Raw genomic sequence first — 24,174 nt, 5'->3', positions numbered from 1 at the left:
CCCCTTTTATCGTGCGGTCAGCTTTCACTTGGTGAAACATTCGAAATGGGCGTCTGCCCCACCCGCGTCTTAATCCCCAAAGCGTATTTCGACACCATGCGGGCTTGACCCGCGCTCCTGCGCAATTAGTATGTGTTACTAACAAATTCCGACACGCATCGGAATCGGGAGAGAGATAATGGAACCAGTGGGCAACGAATGGACGCGGTAACCCTTTATCACTGGGAACCCAACGCCAACTCGGGGAAGCCGATGCTGGCGCTGATGGAAAAAGGCGTGCCCTTTTCCAGCCATTACATCGACATGCTGCAGTTCGATCAGCACAAGCCGGAATACCTTGCGATCAATCCGCAGGGCACCATCCCGGCGATGACCCATAATGGTCTCGTGCTCACCGAGAGCACCGCGATCATGGAATACGTGAACGATCGGTTCGACGGGCCGGACCTCATGCCGTCGGATGCGCGTGATCGCTGGCGCGTGCGCTGGTGGATGAAGTTCATGGACCAGTGGCTTGGCCCCAGCTTCTCGATGATCGGGTGGAGCGTATTCGTAGGGCCCATGGTGCGCCAGCGTGATCCTGCCGAACTCGCAGCGGCGATCGAGCGCATTCCCCTGCCGGAACGCCGCGTCGCATGGCGCAAGGCAATCAATGGCGACTTTTCGGAAAGCGAGATGGCCGAGAGCCGTCGCCGCGTCGGTCTGGGCATCGCGAAGCTCGAAGAAGAACTGGGCAAGCGGCCCTATGTCGGCTCGCATGAGTACAGCCTGGCCGACATCAACATCTTCAACAGCACTTATTCGCTGCCGCTGTCGCAGCCAGATCTGGCGGGCAAGGACAAGACGCCGAATATCATGCGCTGGCTCAAGCGGGTCTATACGCGTGATGCGGTCAAGAGGACCTGGGCGATGGGCAAGACCGACCTTGCCAATCGCTATGGTCTGATCATGGCGGAGATCGAGGCATGAACGCGGTGCTCTACCACGGCGAGCCGAATGGCGCTTCACTGACCGTGCTTGCCGCTCTGGCGCAATCGGGACTCGACATCGAATGCCGCCCCATCGACCTGCTTGCCGGGGAGCGCCATGCGCTGCCTGGCATTGCCGATCCTGTTGCGCTCGACCTGTGCATTGAAGGCGAAGGGCCGGTGCTGGTCATCGATGGTGAGGCGATGACCGAATCCGTGTTCCTGGCACAGTATCTTGACGAGGCCGCGGGCGGGGCCGGGCTGCAGCCGACGGACGCCTATGCGCGCTGGGAAATGATGATGTGGTGCCGCCAGATCACCGAGCGCCTGTCCCCTGCAGCAGCGTTGCTCGGCAATCTTGCTTCCTCGCAGCATGCCGTTGCAGCCATTCCGGCCGACGATTTCGCAACGCTGACAGCGCGCATCGTGTCGGACGATCTGCGCAACCGTTGGCAAGTGCTGAACGATGATGTCGTCGATGCCGCGCAAGTGGCCGACAGCGAGACCAAGATCGTCGCCGCCGTCGAGCGCTGCGAGAAGCAGCTGGCCGATGGCCGTGCATGGCTGATGGGCGGCTTTTCGATCGCCGATCTCGTCACCTATTCCTGGCTGGCCGGGATGCAGCTTCTGCGGCCGGATGCCTTCGCCGCTGCTCCCCTCACCACCGCTTGGCTCGCCCGCATGGCCGAGCAGAGCTGCGTAAAGGCGGCATTTGCCAGGTCGACCGTTTCCGAACCGCTCCGCGCCTGGGCGCCGGGGCCAGAAATCAATCGTTGGGGATAACCAATGCGCGCCATCGACTACTTTGACCGCGGCCACGATCGCGATCCACAGCGTCTCGCCATCGTCGATACCGAGACGGGTCTTAAGCTGACCTTCGCCGAAACCAAGGCCCTGTCCGAACGCATCGCTGCGGCTCTGCAGAAGGGCGGTTTCGAGAACCAGGACTGCCTCGGTCTCTATGGTCCGAACGATGGCATGCTGCTCGTCGTCCTGCTGGCGATGTGGCGCGCCAACGGCAAGTGGATCCCGGTCAACACGCGCAACGCCATCGACGCCAACGCGGCCTATATCAACTACGTGCGCCTGAAGTGGCTGGTCTATCATTCGTCCAAGGCCGACGAAGTCCAGCAGCTCAAGAACCTCTGTCCGACGCTCCAGCACTTCGTCTGCCTCGACAAGCGCATGGGCGATGACCCGAGCCTCGAGGAATTCATGGCCGGTGTCAGCGAGGCCGATTTTGTCGAGCCCGAGATCGATGCCTTCGGCAACCTGATGGACATGGTCGGCATCTTTCCCACCGGCGGCACCACCGGCCCTTCGAAGGGCGCCAACGTCACCAACCTCGGCTGGGGCACGATGATCGAGACCGCTGCCGATGGCATGGGCGGCCGCACCGACTCCCCGGTCGCGCTTGTTTCAGCGCCGATCACGCACGCTGCTGGCCCGATCGCGCTTTCGACGCTGAGCCTCGGCGCAACGCAGGTGATCCTGCCCGGTTTCGACGCCGAGCGCGTGCTGCGCACGATTGCGGAGTACAAGGTTACCCACATGTACCTGCCGCCGACGGCGCTGTACCAGCTGCTCGCCTCGCCGGAACTGGGCGATCATGACTACTCCAGCTTGCGCATCTTCATCCTCGTCGGCTCGCCCTGCAGCCCGGAAAAGCTGCGCCAGGCGGTGGAGGTGTTCGGACCGGCGATGTGCCAGTCCTACGGTCAGGTCGAATGCCCCATGATCGTGGCGTGGTTCCCGCCCGAGGACGTCGCGAAGTTCGCCACTTCCGCACCGGAAAAGCTCGCCGCCTGCGGCAAGCCCACCCGCTCGATCAAGGTCGCGCTGCTCGACGATGATGGCAAGGAGGTGCCGCTGGGCGAGGCGGGCGAAATCTGCGTGCGCGGCGCGCTGGTCACGCATTCCTACTTCGAAAAGCCTGAGGAAACCGCCGAAATCCGCAAGTTCGGCTGGCATCACACCGGTGACGTCGGCAAGTTCGACAAGGACGGCTACCTCTACATCGTCGACCGCAAGAAGGACATGGTGGTTTCCGGCGGCTTCAACGTGTTCACCGCCGAAGTCGAAGCTGCCGTGACAGAACTGGCAGCAGTGCGCGAGGCCTGCGTATTCGGCATTCCGCACGAGAAGTGGGGCGAGCAGGTCCATGCGGTGGTCGTGGCCGAGGGCATTACCGAGGCCGAAATCATCGCCTATGCCAAGGATCGCCTCGGCGGGGTCAAGGCGCCGAAATCTGTCACGTTTATCGACTCGATTCCGCGCACTGCTGCGGGCAAGATGGACAAGAAAGCGCTGCGGGTTCCCTATTGGGGTAACGCCGATCGTATGGTCAACTGATCCGGAAAACGGACAGTCGGGAGAGAGAGCTGCATATGCGTTTGAAGGTCTTAAGCCTGATGGCCGCACTGCTGCCGCTGGCAGCGTGCAACATCAAGAGTGATGGCGACACGGTCGCTGTCGCTTCCGCAGGCGTCACCGATGCGATGATCGCGCAAGTGCCTGAAGGCGAATGGCTGAGCTATGGGCGCGATTATGGTGAACAGCGCTTCTCCCCGCTAACCCAGGTCAACGACAGCAACGTCGGACAGCTTGGCCTTGCATGGTTCCATGATCTTGAAACGGCGCGCGGGCAGGAGGCCACGCCGCTGATGCACGACGGCACGCTCTACATCTCGACCGCATGGTCGATGGTGAAGGCGTTCGATGCCAGGACCGGGGCGCTCAAATGGTCCTACGATCCGGAAGTGCCGCGCGAAACGCTCGTCCGGGCCTGCTGCGATGCGGTCAATCGCGGTGTTGCGCTTTACGGAGACAAGGTGTTCGTCGGCACGCTGGACGGACGCCTCGTTGCGCTGGATCAGAAGACCGGCAAGGTTGCCTGGTCGAAGGTCGTCGTGCCCAACCAGCAGGACTATACCATCACTGGCGCGCCGCGCGTGGTGAAGGGCAAGGTCCTGATCGGCAGCGGCGGTTCGGAGTACAAGGCGCGCGGCTACATCGCTGCCTATGACGTGAACACCGGCAACGAGGTGTGGAAGTTCCACACCGTTCCCGGCAACCCCGCCGATGGCTTCGAGAACAAGGCCATGGAAAACGCCGCCAAGACCTGGGCCGGCGAATGGTGGAAGCTGGGCGGCGGCGGAACCGTGTGGGATGCGATCACCTATGATCCCACGACCAACCTCGTCCTGTTTGGCACCGGCAACGCCGAGCCGTGGAACCCCGCTGCGTCCGGTCGTGAGGGCGACAGCCTCTACACCTCGTCGATCGTCGCGGTGAATGCCGACACCGGTGAATATGCCTGGCACTTCCAGGAAACCCCGGAAGACCGCTGGGATTTCGACTCCGCCCAGCAGATCACTCTGGCGGACCTGAACATCGGGGGCCAGCAGCGCCATGTCGTGCTGCATGCCCCGAAGAACGGCCATGTCTACGTGCTTGATGCCAAGACCGGCCAGTTCATCTCGGCAACGCCGTTCGTACCGGTCAACTGGGCGACGGGCATCGATCCCAACACAGGCAAGGCGACAGTCAATCCGGCCGCCCGGTACGAAAAGGGCGCACCATTCGTCAGCCTGCCCGGCGCGGTGGGTGCCCACTCGTGGCAGCCGCAGAGCTTCAGCCCGAAGACCGGCCTGCTCTACCTGCCGGTCAACAACGCCGCATTCCCCTACGCCGCGGCGAAGGACTGGAAGGCCACCGACATCGGCTTCCAGACTGGCCTCGATGGTTATGTCACCGCAATGCCGGCCGATGCCAAGGCCCGCTCCGCCGCGATGAGCGCAACCACCGGCACGCTCGTCGCCTGGGACCCGGTCGCCAAGAAGGCTGCGTGGAAGGTCGAACTGCCCAGCCCGTCAAACGGTGGCATTCTCTCGACCGCCGGCAATCTCGTCTTCCAGGGCACCGCAGGCGGCGATTTCGTCGCCTATAGCGCCGACAAGGGCAAGCAGCTCTGGTCGTTCCCGGCGCAGAGCGGCATCATTGCTGCGCCCATGACTTATGCGATCGACGGCGAACAGTATGTCGCCGTGATGGTCGGCTGGGGCGGCGTATGGGACGTTGCCACTGGCGTCCTTGCCCACAAGGCCAAGAAGCAGCGCAACATCAGCCGCCTCGTCGTGTTCAAGCTCGGCGGGAAGGCCACGCTGCCTGCCGCTCCGCCGATGGCCAAGATGGTCCTCGACCCGCCGCCGTTCACCGGCACGCCGGAGCAGGTCAAGGCTGGTGGCGAACTCTACGGTCGTTACTGCAACGTCTGCCATGGCGATGCGGCGGTTGCCGGCGGTGTGAACCCGGACCTGCGCCACTCTGCCGCGCTCAACGCTCCCGAAGCCATCCGATCGGTTGTCATAGACGGCGCGCTGCAGCACAACGGCATGGTGTCGTTCAAATCGGCGCTCAGGCCAGAGGATGCAGACAACATCCGCCAGTACCTCATCAAGCGCGCCAACGAGGACAAGGCTCTGGAAGCGCGCTGACAAGAATGCTATAGCTTATAGCAATCATAACGAGTGGAGAGATTCATGACGCATCTTTATCCCAACCTGATCAATGGCGAGCTGGTCACGACCGCAGAGTCGCTTGATGTCGTGAACCCCGCGAACGAGCAGGTCATCGGGCGGGTCCCAGCCTGTGGCGTCGAAGAACTGGACCGCGCTGTGGCTGCTGCCCGCGCTGCCTTCAAGACCTGGTCGAAGACCCCGGTTGACGATCGGCGTGCCGTGATCCGCAACATGGCGGCGGCGATCGAGGCCAATTTCGATGAGCTGTACCGCCTGCTCACCAGCGAACAGGGCAAGCCGCATCATCAGGCGCAGGGCGAGATCCACGCTTGCGCCGGCATCATCAGCGCCCAGTCCACGCTGACGCTGGAAGAGACGATCAACGAAGATAGCGACACCCGCCTGAGCCGCACGCGCCGCGTGCCGGTCGGCGTCGTCGCCGGCATCGTGCCGTGGAACTTCCCGCTGCTGATGGCCGTCCAGAAGATTGCGCCCGCGATCCTCACCGGCTGTACCATCGTGCTCAAGCCTTCGCCGTTCACTCCGCTGACCACGCTGAAGTTCGCCGAACTGATCAAGGACATCGTGCCGGCTGGCGTCGTCAACATCATTACCGGCGAAGACGCACTCGGCCCGATGATGACCTCGCACCCGGACATCGACAAGATCACCTTCACCGGCTCGACCGCAACCGGCAAGCGCATCATGGAAGGCGCCTCGAAGGACCTCAAGCGCATCACGCTGGAACTGGGCGGCAACGACGCTTCGATCGTCCTGCCCGATGCCGACGTCGAAAAGGTTGCCGAGCAGCTCTTCTGGTCGAGCTTCACCAACGCAGGGCAAATCTGCGTGGCCGCCAAGCGCGTCTACATCCACGAGGACATCTACGACGACCTGTCGAAGGCCATCGCCGAATACGCCAAGACCGTGAAGGTCGGCGACGGCTCGGAGCAGGGCACCGGCGTCGGCCCCATCCAGAACAAGAAGCAGTTCGAGCGTGTCTGCGAACTGATCCAGGACGCCAAGGACAACGGCTACAAGTTCCTCGTCGGCGGCGATGTCGATCCTTCCGGCTCTGGCTACTACGTGCCGATCACGATCCTCGACAACCCGCCCGAGGATGCGCGCATCGTGGCTGAGGAGCAGTTCGGCCCGGTCATGCCGCTGATGAAGTTCTCCAGCGACGACGAAGTCATCGCCCGCGCCAACAATTCGGAATATGGCCTTGCCGGCGCTGTCTGGACCAAGGACACCGAACGCGGCGTGAGGATCGCCGAGCAGCTTGAAACCGGCACGGTTTGGATCAACGAGTTCCTTCACCTTTCGCCCTTTGCGCCGTTCGGCGGACACAAGCAGTCCGGCTTTGGCGCGGAATACGGCATCGAGGGTCTGAAGGAATTTACCTACAGCCAAGTGATCACGGTCAAGAAGGACGCGCTGGTCTGATCCGCGCCTGAATATCGAGCGTAGCCCTGTCGTTTCGCGGCAGGGCTGCCTTGATGCTTGCAAAACTGAAGGAAAAGAGCGGTGCCCATCGACATTTCGAAGATCAAGGCGATCGACGTCCACGTCCATGCCGAGGTCTCGTGCCACGATCCGGAAGATCCGGTCATGGGCCAGTTCTTCGACGCCGCTTCGGCTTACTTCAAGGCCCCGCGCGAGCGGCCGAAGATGCCCGAGATCGTCGAGATCTATCGCGAGCAGCAGATCGCCTTCTGCATGTTCACGGTCGATGCCGAATGCGGCATGGGTGCCAAGCGCGTGTCGAACTACGAAGTTGCCGAAATGGCGGCCAAGAACGACGACATCTGCATCGCCTTCGCCTCGATCGATCCGCACAAGGGCAAGTACGGCGCGCGCGAAGCCCGCGATCTGATCGAGAACTTTGGCGTGAAGGGCTTCAAGTTCCACGGCATTGCCCAGAACTGCCACCCGGCCGACCGCGTTGGCTATCCGATATACGAAGTCATTGCCGAGTATGGCCTGCCCGCGATTTTCCACACCGGCCATTCCGGCATGGGCACGGGGATGCGCGGCGGTGGCGGCATGCGTCTCAAGTACGGCCAGCCGATGCTGGTCGATGATGTCGCGGTCGACTTTCCCGACATGAAGATCATCCTCGCCCACCCGTCGTGGCCATGGGTGGATGAAAGCCTGTCCATGGCGTTGCACAAGGACAACGTGTTCATCGACCTGTCGGGCTGGAGCCCTAAGTATTTTGCGCCGCAGATCATCCAGTACGCCAATACGCAGCTCAGGAAGAAGATGCTGTTCGGTTCGGACTTCCCGCTGATCCACCCTCAGAAGTGGATCGATGCGGCGCTGAAGGTCGGCTTCAAGGAAGAGGTTATGCCCGGCATCATGAAGGACAACGCCGCGCGCCTGCTGGGGCTGGCCTGAGCCTGCCTGATGGCCGATCCTGATGGCATCCGCGGCTGGCAGAGGCTTGATGCGGAAATTACCACGTCGGGCCGGATCGAGGACAAGGACGTCATGCGCCTCGCCGACCTGGGCGTAGCGCATGTCGTCAATCTCGCGCTGGAGACTCATCCCGAAGCGCTGGCCGGGGAAGGGGACAAGCTTGCCGCGCAAGGCATTGCCTATACCCACATCCCCGTTCCGTTCGACGCACCGGGCGAGGACCACTTCGCCGCTTTCGTGAAGGCGGTGGAGGAAGGACCCAGGCCGGTCCACGTCCATTGCATCATGAACTGGCGCGTCTCGGCGTTCTTCTACCGCTACAACCGCGACCGTCGCGGCCTTGCGGAGCCCGTCGCGCGCGCGCTGATGGAACGGCAGTGGTCTCCTGAAGGCCATGACAGCAAGGAAGCCCGCGTCTGGGCGGAATTCATCGCAAGGACCCCTGAGTGACCGATCTTTCGGGCAAGCACATCGTCATCACTGGCGCCTCTACCGGCATCGGGCGCGCGACTGCGACCAACTGCACCCAGGCCGGCGCGCGCGTTACACTGATCGCCCGCCGCGCCGATCTGCTCGAACAGGCTGCGCGCGACCTTGGCGGCAGCACCGCCTTCGCTGCGGCCGACGTTGCAGACAAGGCCGCGCTTCATCACGCGCTCGATCATGCCATCGCTGCCAATGGCCCGATCGATGGCATGTTTCTGAACGCCGGCATCGGCGGCATGTTTGCTCCCGTCGAACAATATACCGACGAGATGTTCGACACCGTGATGGCGGTGAACCTCAAGGGCGTGCTCTGGGCGATCCAGCACGTGCTGCCCGCGATGAAGGAACGCCGGCAAGGCGCGATCCTCGTCACCGGTAGCCTCGCCAGCGAGCGCGGGTTGCCGATGAATGCGGGCTACGTCGCCAGCAAGCACGCCGTGCTCGGCCTATCGCGCGCGGTCGCCAACGAAGTGGCCGAGTTCGGCGTGCGCTGCAATTGCATCGTGCCCGGGCTGATCGAGACGCCGATGCTCGATGGCCTGCCCCCCGAAGCCGCCTCGCAGATGGCCAAGGCAGTGCCGCAGGGCCGCACCGGCCAGCCCGAGGAGCTGGCCAAGGTCGCCGCATTCCTTCTGTCCGATGCCGCCAGCCACGTCACCGCCCAAAGCTGGGCGGTAGACGGTGGCATGCTCGGCACCATGCGATTCTGATCCGATGGCCCTGAAATACTACCACGCCGAACCGCTGGCGAACTCGCTCAAGTCGATGGTCCCGCTCAAGGAGAAGGGGCTCGCCTACGAGAGCATCTACGTTGATCTGCACAAGTTCGAACAGCACCAGCCGTGGTTCACCGCGATCAATCCCGAGGGGCAGGTGCCCGTTCTCGATCATGACGGCACGATCATCACCCACACCACGGTAATCAACGAATACCTCGAGGATGCCTTCCCTCACGCGCAGCCCGCCGACGCTCCATTGCGTCCGCACGATCCGGTTGGCGCGGCGCGGATGCGCTATTGGAACAAGTTCGTCGACGAGCACGTAATGAACTTCGTCTCGATGCACGGCTGGCACCGCATGGTCGGGGTCATCGCGCGCAACATCGAGAACGGCGATTTCGAGAAGCTGCTCGAAAACATACCGCTGCCCGATCAGCGCAAGAAGTGGGCTACGGCTCGCTCAGGTTTCTCCGAGGCGGACCTCGCCAACGCCACTGCCAAGATCGAATATGCCCTTGCCAAAGTCGAGGCACAGCTTGGGCAGACAAAGTGGTTGGCAGGGAGCACGTACACCCTTGCAGACATCAACTTTTATTCGCACTGCGGCATGATGGTCGAGCGTATGTTCCCCGAGATGGAAGTGGCGAGCCGCTTCCCACGCCTGTGCGAATGGCGCGACCGCGTCACCGCACGTCCCGCAGTCGCCGAAGCCCTGAAGAGCGAGGACCGCACCGCGCCGGGCCTGCGGACATGGTCGGGGCACGTTCGCTGATGGCCGGTTTTGTGCTTATTCACGGTTCCTGGCACGGCGGCTGGTGCTTCGATCCAGTTGCCGAGATCCTGCGCGCGCGTGGGCATACGGTCGTGGCGCCGACGCTGCCTGGCATGGGCGGCACGGCCGAGGAAATGGCGGCGGTCATGCTCGATGGCTGGGGCGAATTTGCTGCGCAGCATTGCCGGGACCTGAAGGCGCAGGGCGTCGGCCCGGTAGTGCTTGCCGGACACTCGCGCGGTGGCCTTGTCGTGTCGACCGCGGCAGAGCGTGATCCAGCTGCAATGGATGCCATCGTCTATATCTGTGCGATGATGCTGCCTGCGGGCATGAGCCGCGCCGAATTTAAGGAACTCGAAGGCCCCAACCCTGCCTTCGATGCGATCATCTCCAAGGTCCACGATGGCGTCGCCACGGTTATCGATGCTGCGAATGCTGCACCGGTCTTTGCGCAAGTCTCCCCCCCTGACCTTGTCGATGCGGCGATGGGAAGGCTCATGGCCGAACCACACGCTCCTCGTTCCGAGAAGATTGCTGTCACCCCCGAGCGCTGGGGCAGTCTGCCGCGCACCTATATCGAATGCACGCTCGACCGCACCATCCCGATCGAAAGCCAGCGCCGCATGATCGCGATGTCGCCTGGCGCGAACGTGGTCACGCTTGAGGCTGATCACAGTCCCTACCTGTCGAAACCGCAGGAACTGGCTGACGCGCTGGAAGCAGCGTTACCGGCCTAATCGGCGAAGAAGTTCAGCTCCAGCAGCACGTTGTTCGGGTCTGCGGTAAAGATCTGGCGCAGCCCGATGGCTTCGACCACGTTCGTCTGGCAGTCGAGCCCCAGGGCGGCCACGCGCGCCAGCACATCGTCGTAGCCTGAGCAATTAAGCGCAACGTGGTGGATCGCGCCGGTGAGCGAACCGGGCTGCACTTCGCGATCATAGGCGCGCGGGCAATCGACGGCATTGATGTGCACGATGGCCTTGCCGCCTGCATCGTACATCCACTGCGCGTTTTGCGGGGTGAGGGGGGGCGGACCATCGCGCCGTTCCAACCCGAGCAGCGCCTTGTAGAACTCGGCCGTCTCGTCGAGTCGGTCGGTAATGATGTTGACGTGATCGAGCGCGTTGACGTGCATTGATTCTCTCCCGCAGCAAAACGGCGGCCGGAGCATGGTGCCGCCGCCGCCGTCCAATCTCAACCTTTGAAACCGCTCAGCTCTTGAACACGACAGTCTTGTTGCCGTTGACGAGAGCCCGATCCTCGAGGTGCAAGCGCACAGCTTCCGCCAGCACGCGGCGTTCCACATCGCGGCCCTTGCGCACGAGGTCTTCGGGGCTGTCGGCGTGAGTCACGGTCTCGACGTCCTGGTGGATGATCGGACCTTCGTCGAGATCTGCGGTAACGTAGTGACCGGTCGCACCGATCATCTTCACGCCGCGGGCGTGCGCCTGGTGGTAAGGCTTGGCGCCCTTGAAGCTCGGCAGGAACGAGTGGTGGATATTGATGCAGCGGCCCGAAAGGAATGAGGCGAGATCGTCCGACAGGATCTGCATGTAGCGCGCCAGCACCACCAGTTCTGCGCCGGTCTCGGTGACGATGCGCTTGACCTCGGCCTCCTGCTGCGGCTTGGTCTCTTTGGTGATCGGCAGGTGATGGTATGGCACATTGCCGATCAGCGAGATGTTCAGCGCTTCCTTGGGATGGTTGCCAAGGATCGCGACGACTTCCATCGGCAATTCACCGATGCGCGTGCGATAGAGCAGGTCGCCAAGGCAGTGGTCGAACTTGCTGACCATCAGGACGACCTTCCGCTTCACGGCCGTGTCGCGCATGTTCCATTCCATGCCGTAGTCTTCGGCAACCGGCGCAAAGGCCGTGCGGAAGGCTTCGATCCCGGTTTCGCCTGGATCGAACACGACTCGCATGAAGAACTTGCCGCTCAGCGAATCATCGAATTGCTGCGCCTCCCGGATGTTTCCGCCCGCTTCATAGAGGTTGCCCGTGACGCGGGCGACGATGCCCGGCTTGTCCTCGCATGACAGCGTCAAAATCAGCGATGCGCTCATCAAAATCTCTCCCGTCCTAGTCGCGTTAGGGGTGGCGCTCATTGGGCGCAACATTTCCCATTGCGAATCTCGAGGGAGATTGTATGTGTTGCATACAAGTTTTTCAACCCTGCCATTTTCAAGTCGGGAGAGTTTCACATGGCAAAGAACCTCGAAGAGGTAATCCAGCAAGGCGGCAATATCGTCGAAATGCTGCGCAACTCGCAGCTCGGTGCCTACGTCTATCCGGTCGTCGCTCCGGAATTCTCGAACTGGCGTTCGGAGCAGTGGGCATGGCAGCACAGCGCCGTGCTGTTCGACCAGTCGCACCACATGGTGAACCTGTACATTCGCGGCAAGGACGCGCTGAAGCTGCTGTCCGACACCATGATCAACAGCCCCAAGGGCTGGTCGGTCAACAAGGCCAAGCAGTACGTCCCCACCACGCCTTACGGCCATGTCATCGGTGACGGCATCATCTTCTGGGAAGAAGAAGAATCGTTCACCTACGTCGGCCGCGCCCCGGCTTCGAACTGGCTGCGCTACCACGCTGCCACCGGCGGCTACGATTGCGAGATCGAGCTGGACGACCGTTCGCCGATGCGTCCGATGGGCAAGCCCGTCACCCGCAAGGAATGGCGTTTCCAGATCCAGGGGCCGAACGCCTGGGCCGTGATCGAGAAGCTGCACGGCGGCCCGCTCGAACAGCTCAAGTTCTTCAACATGAGCACGATGAACATCGCCGGCAAGACCGTGCGCACGCTGCGCCACGGCATGTCGGGCGCGCCGGGCCTCGAAATCTGGGGTCCCTATGCCGAGCAGGAAGAGATCCGCGCCGCGATCCTCGAAGCCGGCAAGGAATTCGGCCTGATCGCTTGCGGCAGCCGCGCCTATCCTTCGAACACCCTTGAATCGGGCTGGATCCCGTCGCCGCTGCCCGCCATCTACACCGGCGAAAAGCTCAAGGGCTTCCGCGAGTGGCTGGCAGCTGACAGCTACGAAGCGACCGGCTCGATCGGCGGTTCGTTCGTCTCCGACAACATCGAGGACTACTACCTCAACCCGTGGGAGCTGGGTTACGGCAACTTCGTCAAGTTCGACCATGATTTCCATGGCCGTGAGGCGCTGGAAGCCCTGAACCCGGCCGAGCAGCGCAAGAAGGTGACGCTCGCCTGGAACCCCGAGGACATGGCCAAGATCATGGCCTCGCTGTTCAACCCCGATGGCGAACAGTACAAGTTCTTCGATACCCCGCTCGCGAACTACGCCTCGTCGAACTACGACCGCGTCGTTGATGCTGGCGGCAAGACCGTCGGCTTCTCGATGTTCACCGGCTACTCGTACAACGAGAAGCAGGCGCTCAGCCTCGCCACGATCGATCCGGAAATCCCGGTCGGCACCGAACTGCGCGTGGTGTGGGGTGAAGAGAACGGCGGTACCCGCAAGACCACCGTCGAGCCGCACAAGCAGATCGAGGTCCGTGCGATCGTCTCGCCGGTCCCCTACAGCCGCGTCGCTCGCGAAAACTACGCCGAAGGCTGGCGTACTGCTCGCTGAGCCAACCAACCGTATTGCCCGGACCGCCACAATGGCGGCCGGGCATTCGGCCTGAACAAGAGAGGATCCCGAACATGGCAAAGGCATCGATCATCCATCCCAACTGGGACAAGACGCCCGACGGGATCACCGATGGTTTCAGCCTCGAGATGACCGCGAAGGACGAAGCCTCGCTGCGCGATGCCGCCCCGCTCATCCCGGCAGAAACCCCCATCGCCGTTACCTTCCTGCCCGGGGAAGACGTCGGCGCCCGCGTTGCCGCGACGATTGCGGTGCGCGAACTCGGCTTCGAGCCGATGCCCCATTTTTCCGCCCGCCGGATCACGTCCGAGGACGACTTCGAAGGCTACCTGCGCGCCGTGGTGGAAAAGGCCGGTGTGACGCGCTGCTTCATCGTCGCCGGCGATCCGCCCGAGCCCGTCGGCCCATATTTCGACACGTCCGCCCTGATCGCGACCGGCGCCTTCGAGCGTTCGGGCATCAAGGCCATCGGTATTGGCGGCCACCCGGAAGGGCACCCCAACATGACCGAGGCCGAATGCTGGGCGGTCCTCGAAAAGAAGGTGGCGGAAATCACCGCGCGCGGCATGGCCCCGCTGATCGTCACCCAGTTCGGCTTCGATCCCGATGCCTTCCTCGCCTGGCTGAAGGAACTGCGCGCACGCGGCATCGACGCTCCGGTGCGCATCGGCGTGCCTGGGCCTGCCGGGATCAAGCGCCTGCTGGCGTTTGCCGCGCGCTGCGGCGTCGGCGCGTCGACCTCGGTGCTCAAGAAGTACGGGATCTCGGTCACGAACCTGCTCGGCACGGCCGGGCCGGACAAGCTGGTAGATGCCTTCGCCCGTGGCCTCGGGTCCGAGCACGGCAAGGTGCGCCTGCACTTCTACCCATTCGGTGGCCTGACCAAGACCCTCGAATGGATTCACGGTTACAACAAGAAGCACGGCATCGGCCAGGGGGCCTGAGCCGGTGACCGACTTTGTGCTGGTGCACGGCGCTTGGGGCGGCAGCTTCGCGTGGGACCGCCTCAAGGCCGATCTCGAAGCTGCCGGACACCGTGTCCTCGCCGCTGATCTTACCGGTCTCGGTCGCCGCAAGGCCGAGTTCCACCCCGGCATCACGCTGACCACGCACATCGACGACGTGTGCGACCAGATCGCCAAGGCCGGTCTCGACCGCTTCCTGCTGGTCGGCCATTCCTGGGGCGGTATGGTCATCACCGGCGTCGCCACGCGCCTCGGCGCGCGCATCGACGCCCTCGTCTATGTCGATGCCTTCCTGCCGCAGGACGGGCAATCGCTGTGGGACCTGACCGGGCCGTGGGAGCACGATCACTACATCGGCAGCCAGAAGCACAAGCCCGGCGCCGTTTCCCCGCTACCCGGCCTTGAAAGCCCGGTCCTGTCCGATCATCCTCTGCTTACGCTGGTCGAAGCCGTGCGCTTCACCGGCGAGGAAGCGAAGATCCCCCGCCACGTCTATATTTTCGCCAATGGCTGGAGCCCGTCACCCTTCGGCAAGTTTGCCGAGGCGGTGCAGGATGATCCGGCCTGGGAGTACCACGAGGCCGAAGCCAGCCACAACGTCATGGGTGACCAGCCCGACCAACTGCTCCAGATCGTGCTCGGCTGCGCCTGAATCGGGCTCAGCCCTGCTGCGCCAGGCTCTGCATCCGCTTGAGATAGCGCGCCAGCACGTCGATCTCGAGGTTGACCTTCGATCCCGGCTTCAGCGCGCCCATCGTCGTGACTTGCGCGGTGTGGGGGATGATGTTCAGCGCGAACTGGCAAGATCCGTCGGGCTGGTCCGCCACTTCGTTGACGGTCAAGGACACGCCATTGACCGTGATGGACCCCTTCGCCGCGATGTATGGCGCCAGTTCCTGCGGCGCCGAAATCCAGAACTTGAGCGAGGCGCCATCGGGGCGGATGCTGACGACCTCGCCCACGGCGTCGACATGCCCGGTCACGATGTGCCCGCCAAGTTCATCGCCCAGCTTCAGCGCCGGTTCGAGGTTGAGCGGCGCGCCCACAGTCCACTGCTCCGCTGCAGTGCGGCTCACCGTTTCGCCCGAAACGTCCACCGCGAACCAGCCTTCGCCAGCCACGCCTCCCTTGTCCACCACGGTCAGGCAAACGCCCGAGCAGGCGATCGAGGCGCCGATGGCGATCTTCACTGGGTCCATCGCGCACGAGATCGTGATATGGCGGTCCCCCTTGTCTTCGACGGCAAGGATGTTGCCGATTTCCGTGACGATCCCGGTGAACATAAGAAATCTCCTTCAGCGGACCCGCTCGTAGACGTCGAGCGCATCGCTGCCAAGCGTCCGCCGGTCCACATTGCGCCAGCGCCCGTGCGCGTCCGCGAGCGAGCCGAGGCCGATGTCGCCGATGCAGGGCAAACCTGCGCCAATGATGATCGGGGCGCGATAGATCAGCAGCCGGTCTACCATGTCGGCGGCGATGAATGCGGCTGCCGCCTGCGCTCCGCCTTCGACGAACAGGTACTGCACATCCCCGAAAGCTTGCGGCGCGGTGATATCTGCAACCGCCGTCCAGCCTTCAGGCGCCGTGCCGCGCGTCAGCACCATGCGCTGCGGGCTGCGGTGCTCGAGCCCCGGCAGGCGCACGTCGAGCCTCGGCGTGTCGGCGCGCAAGGTGCCGCCGCCGACAAGGATCGCGTCGGCCCGTGCCCTCTCGACATGGCAATGCGCGCGCGCTTCGGGGCCGGTGATCCATTGGCTCGATCCGTCGACGAGGGCTATTTTGCCGTCCAGCGAAGTTGCGAGCTTCAGAGTGACATGTGGTCGTCCTTGCGCCGACCGTGTCAGGTATCCGGCCAGAGAATCCCGTGCCGCCGGGGCGGGCAGAGCGTCTGTTGCAATACCTGCTTCACGTAGCGCGGCGATCCCGCTGCCTGCCGTGCGCGGGTCTGGATCTTCAACGCCGATCACCACGCGCGCAAGGCCGCTGCCCAGCACCAGCGATGTGCACGAAGGGCCGCGCGCACTGGCATGGGCGCAAGGTTCCAGGGTGACATAAAGCGTCGCACCGTTCGCGGCCTCACCGGCCATGGCCAGCGCCTCGGCTTCGGCATGAGGCCGGCCACCTGCCTGCGTCCAGCCACGGCCTACCATCAGGCCGTGTTTGACGATCACCGCTCCGACTGCCGGGTTGGGCCTGCTCAATGGACGCCCACGCGCCGCGAGCGCCGCGGCGGCATCGAGCCAGCGCAGGTCCTCAGCCCTGCTCATGGTTTCTCGGTCTGTGCGTTCTTCATTTCGGCATCATAGACAGGATTGTCGACCAGATGCTTGTCCAGCACTTCCCTGCGCGCGGCCTCGACCTTCTTGCGGTAGGCCTCGCGTTCGGCCTTGCCTTCCTCGTAGGCACGCTTGGTTTCAACTCCGGTGGCGTCGCCCACCGCCTTGTACATCTGGCGGATGCGCTCCTGCCGCGCCTCCTCCTCGGCTTCCTCTGCCTTGGCCTTGGCGGTCGCTGCCTTGTTTTCGGCGAGGATCTCGGCGTCGCTGCGGTTCTCGAGAAAGCTCGGGAAATAGATGATCTCGGGCGGACGGGGCAGCGCCGTGCCGCCTTCCATCGCCATCGCGGTGAACAACGTCCCCGTCACCGCCGCTGCCATCACCAGTCCGACACGGCGATAATCGCTGGGCGCAGTAAAGACCTGCCAGAAATCGACGATGGCCCGGCGCGGGGATACGTTGCGGAAGAAGGCTCTCATGCCCGCCTAGATAGGCGCTGGCGCACGCTTTCGCTACCCATCGGCAGGCATTCAGCCAAACGGCACATACAGCGACCGGCCGTGCCGCTTGAGCCAGCGGTTAGCCGCCTGGATATCCCCTTCAAAAAGCTGTTCGAGATGAGCGTGGAAGGCGGGGCTATGATCGAAATGCTTCATGTGCGCCACTTCGTGGGCCACGACCGAACGCCGCACGAAATCCGGCGCCATGATCAGCCGCCAGTTCATCCGGATCGACCCGTCTGCCGCGCAGCTGCCCCAGCGCCGCTGCGCGCGCGATAGCGACAGGCGTGGGACGGCTTCTCCGGCGCGGGCGCAGTAATGGGCGAGGTCATCAGCGCAGAAAGCGAGCGCCTCGGCCTCGAGCCAACGCTGCAGCCGCGCAGCCAGCCCCTCGACCGGCCCCCCGACGATCAGGCGTCCATCCGCGATCACCGGCTTGCGTCTGGCCCGCTCCGACCATTCGATCTGCAAGGTCTCGCCCCGCCATTGCAGCGTGGCATCGGGCGCGATAGCGCGTGGCTCTGGCATCCGCGCCAGTTGCCCCGCCAGCCAGTCGGCCCGGTCGCGAGCAAAAGCCTCGGCATCGCCGACGCGACCCCATGCCGGGATCGAAACACGCGCCTCGCTGCCGTCGGGCGCGAGCCGTAGCGTCATCCGCCGGGCATGGCCGAGCTTGCGGATCACCAGCGGCAGTTCGCGTCCTTCGACCATCAGCGTCCGGCGCGCCACGGCACGCGGGGCCAAAGTTCCGCGAGAGGGGGTCTGCTTGGCCTTGGCGTCGGCCCGCCGCAACCAGTCGAGCACGCCCCTAGCCATCGAAATGGTCCGATGGCACGATATGGTCCTCAATTGGCCCGGCCAGCGTTTCGCTCACCGCCTTGCCAACGACCGACTGTCCAGCGCGATGCACGGCCTCGCGATCACCAGAAATCAGATAATGCCACTCAGGCAGCGGCTGGTTCTCGGCCCGCAAGCGATAGGCACAGGTATCGGGCAACCACGGCAATTCTCGCGCCAGCTTCGGCGTCAGGCGCAGGCAATCGGGGACATAGGCGCGGCGATGCTTGTAGTCGCTGCACCGCGCGGTCCTGAGGTCCAGCAGCTTGCAGGCAACATTGGTATGGACCACCTCGCCGGTGTCTTCGTCCTCCAGCTTGTGCAGGCAGCACTTGCCGCAGCCGTCGCACAGCGCTTCCCACTGCTCGCGGCTGAGTGTTGCCACTGGCCGTTCCCAGAAGCGGTCGTCGTTCATTCCGGCGTCAACTCACCCACTTGGCGAGTTCGGCGGCCACGGCCTTTCCGTCCTGTTCGGCAGGCAACAACGCGATGGCAGAACCGTCCGGGCCCATCAGATAGGCCGCGCGGCTGTGGTCCATCAGGTAGGCGTCGGGCTTGGCCTCGTCGCGCCTTTGATAGAACACCGCCCACTTCCTTGCGGCGTCGGCGATCTGCGCCGGCGTGCCCGTGAGCCCGACCACGTTCTTGCCAAAGTTCGCGGCATACTTGCCCACGACCTGCGCGGTATCGCGCTCGGGATCGATGGTGATGAAGATCGGCACGATCGGCTTGGCGTCGGGGTGTTCCTTGGCGAACAGGCGAAGGCCCTGTGCGATGTTCTGCATGTCGAGCGGGCAGACATCCGGACAGAAGGTGTAACCGAAATAGACGATGCGATACTTGCCCGCAAAGTCGCTCCACTTCACGGCCTGCCCGTCCTTGCCCGTCAACGTGAAGTCGCCGCCAATCGCGGCGCCTTCGAGAGGCGGTTGTTCGGCAGGGGTCATGTTGCATCCGCCAAGCGCGAAAGTGCAGGTTGCGGCAAGCGCGGCGAGTGTCGATCTGAAAGCGAGGGCCATGGCGCGCCGGTTCATGCTCTGCTAACCGTGTCCTTGCAAGAGGCGAGTCCGCAAGGCCGTAAATGGCTGATGGGGCACGCAACGGGAGGTTCGAATGCTGTCGAAGATGCGCAGGCCGCTTACCGCGCTGGCCATGCTGCTGGCCGCCGCCACGGCAATTCCGGCACAGGCCCAGTTTTCCGACAGCTACAAGTTCCTGGAAGCCGTCCGCAAGAAGGAAGGCGACAAGGTGACCGAGGCTCTGAACGAGCCCGGCACGCAGATCATCAACACCAAGGACTATACCACCGGACAGACCGCGCTTCACATCGTCGTGGCCCGGCGTGATCTTGTCTGGGTGCAATTCCTGATCGGCAAGGGCGCCAACGTGAACGCGCGCGACAATCGCGGCGTGACCCCGCTGGTAGCCGCGTCAGAAATGGGCTTCCTCGAAGGCGTGGATGAACTGATCAAGTCGGGCGCGCGCGTCGATGAGGCGAACAACACGGGCGAGACCCCGCTCATCAGCGCCGTCCACCGCAAGGACCTTGCGCTGGTGCGAATGCTGATCAAGGCTGGCGCCAACCCCGATCGCCCGGACAATTCGGGCCGTTCTGCGCGCGATTATGCTGCGCTCGACAAGGGCAGTCCGGTGCTGGGCGAACTGGAAAAGGCTTCGAAAGAAGCAAAGTCCGCCGCGCCCAAGAAGACCTACGGCCCCTCGTTCTGACGGGTACTGACATGACCGACGAAACCCTGGATGCCCTGCGCCTGCGCCTGGCGCCCGCCATCGCCGAAGCTGCTGCGTTTGATGGCTGGAAACCGGCTGCCGTTGCGGCTGCCGCTGCAATGGAAGGCGTCGATCCTGCTTTGGCCGCCTTTGCGTTCCAGGACGGGCCCATGCAGATGATCTCCGCCTGGATCGCGCGCATCGATGCCGACATGGCCGCTGCGCTTCCCTCCACCCAGCTCGGCAATCTGCCGATCCGCGAACGCATCCGCCGCCTTGTCCAGTTCCGGCTCGATGCACTGATCGGCAAGGAAGAGGCCTTGCGCCGCGCACTGGCCATCATGGCCATGCCGCAGAACGTGGCAAAGGCGACCCGGCTGGGCTGGTCGAGCGCCGACGCGATGTGGCGGCTCGCGGGAGACACCGCCACCGATTACAACCACTATACCAAGCGCATCACCCTTGGCTCGATCTACGCCGCGACTCTTGCCTATTTCGCGCAGGATACCAGCGATGGCCACGAGGACACCCGCACCTTCCTCGACCGCCGGATCGAGAACGTGATGCAGTTCGAGAAGACCAAGGCCAAGCTGCTCAGACCGCGCGAGGAAACCTTCTCGCTGACGCGGATGCTGGGCCGCCTGCGCTATCCCGCCACCTGAGAATTTTGATCCAGCGCAATTCTATTGCGAATGACTTGCAAATGCTTGCCCGCTATGGCAGCGGGAACCGGTGACGCTCGATCAGCTCCCTGTTGGTACGCCCGCCCGAATCGCATCGGTCGATTGGTCTGCGCTTGTCGCTGAAGAGGCTCAGCGCTTGCGCGCGCTCGGCCTTGACGAAGGCGCAAGGGTGACGCTCGCCTATCGTGGTGTCTTCGCGGGCCGCGATCCACTGGCCGTGGAGATTGGCCGAATGACTGTCGCCATTCGCCGGGTTCATGCGCTGGCGATGACGGTCGAACCGATCGCAGAAGCTGTCGCATGAGCAAGATGCCCACTGTCGCCGCGCTCGTCGGCAATCCCAATGCCGGGAAAAGCGCGCTGTTCAATGCCTTGACCGGCGCGCGCCAGAAGATCGCCAACTATCCCGGCGTCACGGTCGAACGCAAGGCGGGTCGCCTGATCCTGCCCTCGGGTGAGCCGGTCGAACTGGTCGACCTGCCCGGTTCCTACGGATTGGAAGCCACCAGCCCTGACGAGGAAGTGACCCGCAAGGTCATTATGGGTGAACAAGCCGGGCAGGCCAGGCCCGACGTCATCGTACTGGTGCTCGACAGTTCCAACCTCGAACAGCACCTCGTCTTTGCGCAGGAAGTGCTCGAGCTTGGCCGTCCCACCGTGGTCGCGCTCAACATGGTCGATCTTGCCGAACGCGATGGCTTGACCCTCGATCCTGCTGCGCTCGAAGCTGCGCTCGGGGTGCCGGTGATCCCGACCGTGGCCGTGCGCCGGCGCGGTCTCACCGAGCTGGCTGCCGCCATCGGCGATGCGCGTGACAAGCCCGAGCGCGCGCTCGATGCCGCGCGGCCGCATGTCACCTTGCCAGAGCGGCGCATGCTCGCCCACCAGATGGCGACGGCCGCCATCCTGTCGGAAACGTCCAGGCATCGCATTCACGCGCGCATGGACAAGCTGCTGCTCCATCCGTGGGCAGGGCCGCCGATCCTGTTCGCGCTCCTGTTCATCGTCTTCCAGGCGGTGTTCAGCTGGGCAACGCCCTTTGCCGATGCGATCGACGGCGGCGTTTCGGCGCTGGGCGATCTGGCCAAGGCGACCCTGCCGACAAGCCTGCTGCGCGATCTGCTGACCGATGGCGTGATCGCGGGGGTCGGCTCGGTGCTGGTGTTCCTGCCGCAGATCATCATCCTGTTCTTCTTCATCCTGACGATGGAGGCGACCGGCTACATGGCCCGCGCCGCCTTCCTGATGGACCGCATGATGGCGGGCGTCGGTCTTTCCGGCCGCAGCTTCATCCCGCTGCTGTCGAGCTTTGCCTGCGCCATTCCCGGCATCATGGCGACGCGCAGCATCACCGATCCCAAGGACCGGCTGACCACGATCCTGATCGCCCCGATGATGACCTGCTCGGCGCGCTTGCCCGTCTATGCGGTGATCATCGCCGCGTTTATCCCGAATACCAAGGTCGGTCCCGGCGTCGGCCTGCAGGGCCTCGTCCTGTTCTGCCTCTATGTGGCCGGGATCATCGGCGCGATGGTGGTGGCGCTGGTGCTGCGTCGCTCGGTGACCAAGGGCGCCGCTTCGGGCTTCATCATGGAACTGCCCAAGTATCAGCTGCCCACGGTCAAGGACCTCGCGCTCGGCCTGTGGCAGCGCGCGTGGATCTTCCTGCGCCGTGCGGGCACGATGATCTTCACTGTCACAATTGCTCTGTGGATCCTGCTCAACTTCCCCCGCGCCGAGCCGGGGCAGGATCAGGTCAACGCCTCGGTCGCCGGAACGCTTGCCAATGGCCTTTCGGTCGTGCTCGAGCCGATCGGCTTCAACCGCGACATGAGCCTTGCGATCATTCCGGCCATGGCTGCACGTGAAGTTGCGGTCAGTTCGCTCGCCACGACGTATGCCGTCAGCGCCAGCGACGACGAGGATCAGGCGGCCATGGCCCTGGGCGATCAGCTGAAATCACGCTGGACCCTGCCGATGGCGCTCGCCTTCCTCGCATGGTTCGTGTTTGCGCCGCAGTGCCTCTCGACCATCGCCGTCGCCCGGCGCGAGACCAACGGCTGGAAATGGCCCGCCTTCATGCTCGCCTACCTGTTTGCACTGGCCTATGCGGCGGCGGGCGTGACCTACTGGACGGCGATTGCGGCCGGTTTGGGTTGAACTTCCGCGCTCGGCTGTGGAAACGGTGGCGCGGTGACTCGCGCGCCCAAGCCCCCATGCGCTAGGCAATTGCCCAGATCAGAAGGAACGTGATTCGATGGCAGGCAGCGTCAACAAGGTGATCCTTGTCGGGAACCTCGGGGCAGACCCCGAAATCAAGAGCTTCCAGAACGGAGGCCGCATCGCCAACCTGCGCATCGCGACGTCCGAAAGCTGGAAGGACCGCGCCACCGGCGAGAAGAAGGAGCGCACCGAGTGGCACTCCGTGGTCATCAACTCGGATGGTCTCGTCGGCGTGGTCGAGCGCTTCCTGCGCAAGGGTTCAAAGGTCTACATTGAAGGGCAGCTGCGCACCCGCAAGTGGCAGGACCAGTCCGGCAATGATCGCTATACCACCGAAATCTCGGTGGGCGGCATGGGCGGCGTGCTGACCATGCTCGATGGCTCGGGCGGCGCTGGTGGCGGTGGCATGGGCGGTGGCGGCGGTGGCCGCTCGTCCGGTGGCGGCTGGAATGAGGGCGGCTCGTCGGGCGGTTCGGGCGGCTTTGGCGGCGGTTCCTCGCGTGGTGGCAGCGCCGCTTCGGGCGGTGGCTGGAACCAGGGCGGCGGCGGCGGCTTCGGCGACGATCTGGACGACGATATTCCCTTCTGAGCAAGCGCCACTTCTTGTGTCCCCGCGAAGGCGGGGACCTTGGTGTTGCTACGGAACAGAAGCGTAAGCCGATTAAGGCCCCTGCCTGCGCGGGGGTTCATTCGTTTTCAGGGCAGGGCTCAGGTCCCGCGCGTATCCCCGTAAAGGTGTATGTGCAGCCGGTCTGTAAACCGCCAGCCGCGCTCCAGCGCTTCCTCCGCCAGCCACCGCGAGCGTTCGCGCAACACTGAACTCGCGGTACCTTCAGGCATTACGAACAGGTGATCGCTGGCGATGCGGTAGCAGTCCTGTAAAGCGGCAATCTCGGCAAGGTCGGACGCGCTCGCGACCACGAACTTGAACCAGGCGCGGCCATCGCGGGCCCACGCATCCAGTCGCTCCGGCACAAGGGCAAGTTCAGCCGGATTGCCCGAATGCGCCAGCTTGGGGCTGACGTTGAACTGGTCGATCAGCGGATCGAGTTCCGGATGCACTGCCACGGTGCCATTGGTCTCGATCTCGACATGCAGGGCAGGGCGCTCCGCCTTGAGCAGCGCCACCAGTCGCGCCAGCGCGGCACCCTGTAGTAGCGGCTCGCCCCCGGTAATAACCAGTCGGTCCTCGGGGTGGGACAGGATCAGCGCGGCCGCGTCGGCCTCGCTCATCTTCAGCTGATTTTCCCCGCGCTCGAACGCCACTTCGTCGCGATGGGGGCGGTTGTCGCCCGTGAACCGCCAGGTGTAGGCGGTGTCGCACCAGCGGCAGGCGAGGTTGCAGCGCGATAGCCGCACGAACACCGATGGCCGCCCCAGCCCGAGGCCTTCCCCCTGCAAAGAGGAGAACACCTCCGGCTCGCCGGGGTTGACCGTGGCGAGGGTAAGCAAG

General features: G+C 63.9%; 27 protein-coding genes. 18 read left to right on the top strand and 9 right to left on the bottom strand.

Translation table 11 applies throughout. From position 1 onward, the window contains the following. The first annotated feature begins 198 nt into the window (after positions 1-198). The 10 genes from IM701_RS13080 (at position 199) to IM701_RS13035 (ending at position 10,623) form a co-directional block, all read left to right on the top strand. Entirely contained in the window at positions 199-969 is a 771-nt protein-coding gene (locus IM701_RS13080) for a glutathione S-transferase family protein (RefSeq protein WP_039331625.1), read from the top strand. Beyond that, complete coding sequence (locus tag IM701_RS13075) at positions 966-1,751, top strand: glutathione S-transferase family protein (protein ID WP_193827171.1); 786 nt, start codon at positions 966-968, stop codon at positions 1,749-1,751. Before IM701_RS13080 ends, IM701_RS13075 begins: the two co-directional genes overlap by 4 nt. A 3-nt stretch (positions 1,752-1,754) precedes the next feature. Continuing rightward, complete coding sequence (locus tag IM701_RS13070; protein ID WP_039331627.1) at positions 1,755-3,320, top strand: AMP-binding protein; 1,566 nt, start codon at positions 1,755-1,757, stop codon at positions 3,318-3,320. 35 nt (positions 3,321-3,355) lie between these two features. Next, positions 3,356-5,464, top strand: a complete 2,109-nt coding sequence (locus IM701_RS13065; RefSeq protein ID WP_039331629.1) for a PQQ-dependent dehydrogenase, methanol/ethanol family — start codon at positions 3,356-3,358, stop codon at positions 5,462-5,464. Between the two features lie 45 nt (positions 5,465-5,509). Further along, complete coding sequence (locus IM701_RS13060; protein ID WP_052241953.1) at positions 5,510-6,934, top strand: aldehyde dehydrogenase family protein; 1,425 nt, start codon at positions 5,510-5,512, stop codon at positions 6,932-6,934. A gap of 81 nt (positions 6,935-7,015) precedes the next feature. Then, positions 7,016-7,888, top strand: coding sequence for an amidohydrolase family protein (locus IM701_RS13055; RefSeq protein WP_082734701.1), 873 nt, complete (start codon positions 7,016-7,018; stop codon positions 7,886-7,888). 9 nt (positions 7,889-7,897) lie between these two features. Further along, the gene (locus tag IM701_RS13050) at positions 7,898-8,359 is read left to right on the top strand and encodes a beta-lactamase hydrolase domain-containing protein (RefSeq protein WP_193827170.1); all 462 of its coding nucleotides are present in this window, start codon (positions 7,898-7,900) and stop codon (positions 8,357-8,359) included. After that, the gene (locus tag IM701_RS13045; RefSeq protein WP_193827169.1) at positions 8,356-9,105 is read left to right on the top strand and encodes an SDR family NAD(P)-dependent oxidoreductase; all 750 of its coding nucleotides are present in this window, start codon (positions 8,356-8,358) and stop codon (positions 9,103-9,105) included. The genes IM701_RS13050 and IM701_RS13045 overlap by 4 nt, the downstream gene beginning before the upstream one ends. A 4-nt stretch (positions 9,106-9,109) precedes the next feature. Then, positions 9,110-9,886 (top strand): glutathione S-transferase family protein, encoded by a 777-nt coding sequence (locus IM701_RS13040; protein WP_052241956.1) that lies wholly within the window; start codon positions 9,110-9,112, stop codon positions 9,884-9,886. Further along, positions 9,886-10,623, top strand: coding sequence for an alpha/beta fold hydrolase (locus IM701_RS13035; RefSeq protein WP_193827168.1), 738 nt, complete (start codon positions 9,886-9,888; stop codon positions 10,621-10,623). Before IM701_RS13040 ends, IM701_RS13035 begins: the two co-directional genes overlap by 1 nt. Here IM701_RS13035 and IM701_RS13030 read toward each other — a convergent pair. Together IM701_RS13030 and purU are read right to left on the bottom strand one after the other, a co-directional pair. After that, positions 10,620-11,021: a glyoxalase/bleomycin resistance/extradiol dioxygenase family protein gene (locus IM701_RS13030; protein WP_039331632.1), complete on the bottom strand. Its 402-nt coding sequence runs from the start codon at positions 11,019-11,021 to the stop codon at positions 10,620-10,622. The genes IM701_RS13035 and IM701_RS13030 overlap by 4 nt on opposite strands. Before the next feature lie 76 nt (positions 11,022-11,097). Then, positions 11,098-11,952, bottom strand: a complete 855-nt coding sequence (gene purU, locus IM701_RS13025; RefSeq protein ID WP_062346631.1) for a formyltetrahydrofolate deformylase — start codon at positions 11,950-11,952, stop codon at positions 11,098-11,100. A 138-nt stretch (positions 11,953-12,090) separates the two neighbouring features. On the opposite strand from purU, the gene IM701_RS13020 reads away from it, so the two are divergent. The 3 genes from IM701_RS13020 (at position 12,091) to IM701_RS13010 (ending at position 15,126) form a co-directional block, all read left to right on the top strand. After that, the gene (locus IM701_RS13020; protein ID WP_062346633.1) at positions 12,091-13,488 is read left to right on the top strand and encodes an aminomethyltransferase family protein; all 1,398 of its coding nucleotides are present in this window, start codon (positions 12,091-12,093) and stop codon (positions 13,486-13,488) included. Between the two features lie 74 nt (positions 13,489-13,562). Further along, a complete protein-coding gene (locus IM701_RS13015) occupies positions 13,563-14,453 on the top strand; it encodes a methylenetetrahydrofolate reductase (RefSeq protein WP_062346635.1) in 891 nt (296 codons plus the stop codon). 4 nt (positions 14,454-14,457) lie between these two features. Beyond that, positions 14,458-15,126: an alpha/beta fold hydrolase gene (locus tag IM701_RS13010; protein WP_193827167.1), complete on the top strand. Its 669-nt coding sequence runs from the start codon at positions 14,458-14,460 to the stop codon at positions 15,124-15,126. Positions 15,127-15,133: 7 nt separating this feature from the next. Here IM701_RS13010 and IM701_RS13005 read toward each other — a convergent pair whose 3' ends face one another. The 6 genes from IM701_RS13005 to IM701_RS12980 are packed head-to-tail and all read right to left on the bottom strand — an operon-like array spanning position 15,134 to position 19,121. Then, entirely contained in the window at positions 15,134-15,757 is a 624-nt protein-coding gene (locus IM701_RS13005; RefSeq protein WP_039331642.1) for a riboflavin synthase, read from the bottom strand. A gap of 12 nt (positions 15,758-15,769) precedes the next feature. After that, complete coding sequence (ribD, locus tag IM701_RS13000) at positions 15,770-16,741, bottom strand: bifunctional diaminohydroxyphosphoribosylaminopyrimidine deaminase/5-amino-6-(5-phosphoribosylamino)uracil reductase RibD (RefSeq protein ID WP_193827166.1); 972 nt, start codon at positions 16,739-16,741, stop codon at positions 15,770-15,772. Beyond that, positions 16,738-17,229, bottom strand: a complete 492-nt coding sequence (locus IM701_RS12995; RefSeq protein ID WP_052241959.1) for a hypothetical protein — start codon at positions 17,227-17,229, stop codon at positions 16,738-16,740. The genes ribD and IM701_RS12995 overlap by 4 nt, the downstream gene beginning before the upstream one ends. Before the next feature lie 51 nt (positions 17,230-17,280). Continuing rightward, positions 17,281-18,066, bottom strand: coding sequence for a M48 family metallopeptidase (locus tag IM701_RS12990; RefSeq protein ID WP_193827165.1), 786 nt, complete (start codon positions 18,064-18,066; stop codon positions 17,281-17,283). Next, entirely contained in the window at positions 18,059-18,502 is a 444-nt protein-coding gene (locus IM701_RS12985; protein WP_193827164.1) for a YcgN family cysteine cluster protein, read from the bottom strand. The genes IM701_RS12990 and IM701_RS12985 overlap by 8 nt, the downstream gene beginning before the upstream one ends. Positions 18,503-18,509: 7 nt before the next feature. Further along, on the bottom strand, positions 18,510-19,121 hold the full coding sequence (locus IM701_RS12980) for an SCO family protein (protein ID WP_193827163.1): 612 nt from the start codon (positions 19,119-19,121) through the stop codon (positions 18,510-18,512). A gap of 79 nt (positions 19,122-19,200) precedes the next feature. Between IM701_RS12980 and IM701_RS12975 the strand changes: the two genes are divergently transcribed. The 5 genes from IM701_RS12975 (at position 19,201) to ssb (ending at position 23,310) form a co-directional block, all read left to right on the top strand. Further along, entirely contained in the window at positions 19,201-19,815 is a 615-nt protein-coding gene (locus IM701_RS12975) for an ankyrin repeat domain-containing protein (protein WP_082013254.1), read from the top strand. An 11-nt stretch (positions 19,816-19,826) separates the two neighbouring features. Beyond that, positions 19,827-20,477 (top strand): COQ9 family protein, encoded by a 651-nt coding sequence (locus IM701_RS12970; protein ID WP_193827162.1) that lies wholly within the window; start codon positions 19,827-19,829, stop codon positions 20,475-20,477. 70 nt (positions 20,478-20,547) lie between these two features. Further along, a complete protein-coding gene (locus IM701_RS12965; protein ID WP_039331659.1) occupies positions 20,548-20,802 on the top strand; it encodes a FeoA family protein in 255 nt (84 codons plus the stop codon). Continuing rightward, positions 20,799-22,658 carry a ferrous iron transporter B gene (locus IM701_RS12960; RefSeq protein ID WP_193827161.1) on the top strand — a complete coding sequence of 620 codons (1,860 nt, stop codon included), beginning with the start codon at positions 20,799-20,801 and terminating at the stop codon, positions 22,656-22,658. Before IM701_RS12965 ends, IM701_RS12960 begins: the two co-directional genes overlap by 4 nt. Positions 22,659-22,755: 97 nt before the next feature. Further along, entirely contained in the window at positions 22,756-23,310 is a 555-nt protein-coding gene (gene ssb / locus IM701_RS12955; RefSeq protein WP_062346652.1) for a single-stranded DNA-binding protein, read from the top strand. A 119-nt stretch (positions 23,311-23,429) separates the two neighbouring features. On the opposite strand, the gene IM701_RS12950 is transcribed toward ssb, so the two are convergent. Then, positions 23,430-24,173: a 7-carboxy-7-deazaguanine synthase QueE gene (locus IM701_RS12950; protein WP_193828446.1), complete on the bottom strand. Its 744-nt coding sequence runs from the start codon at positions 24,171-24,173 to the stop codon at positions 23,430-23,432. Between the last annotated feature and the right edge of the window lies 1 nt (position 24,174).

The sequence above is a fragment of the Novosphingobium sp. ES2-1 genome, assembly GCF_015169775.1.
Lineage (GTDB): Bacteria > Pseudomonadota > Alphaproteobacteria > Sphingomonadales > Sphingomonadaceae > Novosphingobium > Novosphingobium subterraneum.
The sequence above is the reverse complement of the archived record's forward strand: the minus strand, read 5'-3'. Positions and strand labels throughout refer to the sequence as shown.

Excerpts from the sequence above, each read along its gene's own strand:
- ssb (WP_062346652.1), top strand. The coding sequence starts at position 22,756 with ATGGCAGGCAGCGTCAACAAGGTGATCCTTGTCGGGAACCTCGGGGCA.
- IM701_RS13005 (WP_039331642.1), bottom strand. The coding sequence starts at position 15,757 with ATGTTCACCGGGATCGTCACGGAAATCGGCAACATCCTTGCCGTCGAA.
- IM701_RS13020 (WP_062346633.1), top strand. The coding sequence starts at position 12,091 with ATGGCAAAGAACCTCGAAGAGGTAATCCAGCAAGGCGGCAATATCGTC.
- IM701_RS12980 (WP_193827163.1), bottom strand. The coding sequence starts at position 19,121 with ATGAACCGGCGCGCCATGGCCCTCGCTTTCAGATCGACACTCGCCGCG.
- IM701_RS13015 (WP_062346635.1), top strand. The coding sequence starts at position 13,563 with ATGGCAAAGGCATCGATCATCCATCCCAACTGGGACAAGACGCCCGAC.
- IM701_RS12985 (WP_193827164.1), bottom strand. The coding sequence starts at position 18,502 with ATGAACGACGACCGCTTCTGGGAACGGCCAGTGGCAACACTCAGCCGC.
- IM701_RS12970 (WP_193827162.1), top strand. The coding sequence starts at position 19,827 with ATGACCGACGAAACCCTGGATGCCCTGCGCCTGCGCCTGGCGCCCGCC.
- IM701_RS13050 (WP_193827170.1), top strand. The coding sequence starts at position 7,898 with ATGGCCGATCCTGATGGCATCCGCGGCTGGCAGAGGCTTGATGCGGAA.
- IM701_RS13035 (WP_193827168.1), top strand. The coding sequence starts at position 9,886 with ATGGCCGGTTTTGTGCTTATTCACGGTTCCTGGCACGGCGGCTGGTGC.
- IM701_RS12960 (WP_193827161.1), top strand. The coding sequence starts at position 20,799 with ATGAGCAAGATGCCCACTGTCGCCGCGCTCGTCGGCAATCCCAATGCC.
- ribD (WP_193827166.1), bottom strand. The coding sequence starts at position 16,741 with ATGAGCAGGGCTGAGGACCTGCGCTGGCTCGATGCCGCCGCGGCGCTC.
- IM701_RS12995 (WP_052241959.1), bottom strand. The coding sequence starts at position 17,229 with ATGAGAGCCTTCTTCCGCAACGTATCCCCGCGCCGGGCCATCGTCGAT.
- IM701_RS13040 (WP_052241956.1), top strand. The coding sequence starts at position 9,110 with ATGGCCCTGAAATACTACCACGCCGAACCGCTGGCGAACTCGCTCAAG.
- IM701_RS13060 (WP_052241953.1), top strand. The coding sequence starts at position 5,510 with ATGACGCATCTTTATCCCAACCTGATCAATGGCGAGCTGGTCACGACC.
- IM701_RS12975 (WP_082013254.1), top strand. The coding sequence starts at position 19,201 with ATGCTGTCGAAGATGCGCAGGCCGCTTACCGCGCTGGCCATGCTGCTG.
- IM701_RS13070 (WP_039331627.1), top strand. The coding sequence starts at position 1,755 with ATGCGCGCCATCGACTACTTTGACCGCGGCCACGATCGCGATCCACAG.
- IM701_RS13030 (WP_039331632.1), bottom strand. The coding sequence starts at position 11,021 with ATGCACGTCAACGCGCTCGATCACGTCAACATCATTACCGACCGACTC.
- IM701_RS13065 (WP_039331629.1), top strand. The coding sequence starts at position 3,356 with ATGCGTTTGAAGGTCTTAAGCCTGATGGCCGCACTGCTGCCGCTGGCA.
- IM701_RS13075 (WP_193827171.1), top strand. The coding sequence starts at position 966 with ATGAACGCGGTGCTCTACCACGGCGAGCCGAATGGCGCTTCACTGACC.
- IM701_RS13080 (WP_039331625.1), top strand. The coding sequence starts at position 199 with ATGGACGCGGTAACCCTTTATCACTGGGAACCCAACGCCAACTCGGGG.
- IM701_RS12990 (WP_193827165.1), bottom strand. The coding sequence starts at position 18,066 with ATGGCTAGGGGCGTGCTCGACTGGTTGCGGCGGGCCGACGCCAAGGCC.
- purU (WP_062346631.1), bottom strand. The coding sequence starts at position 11,952 with ATGAGCGCATCGCTGATTTTGACGCTGTCATGCGAGGACAAGCCGGGC.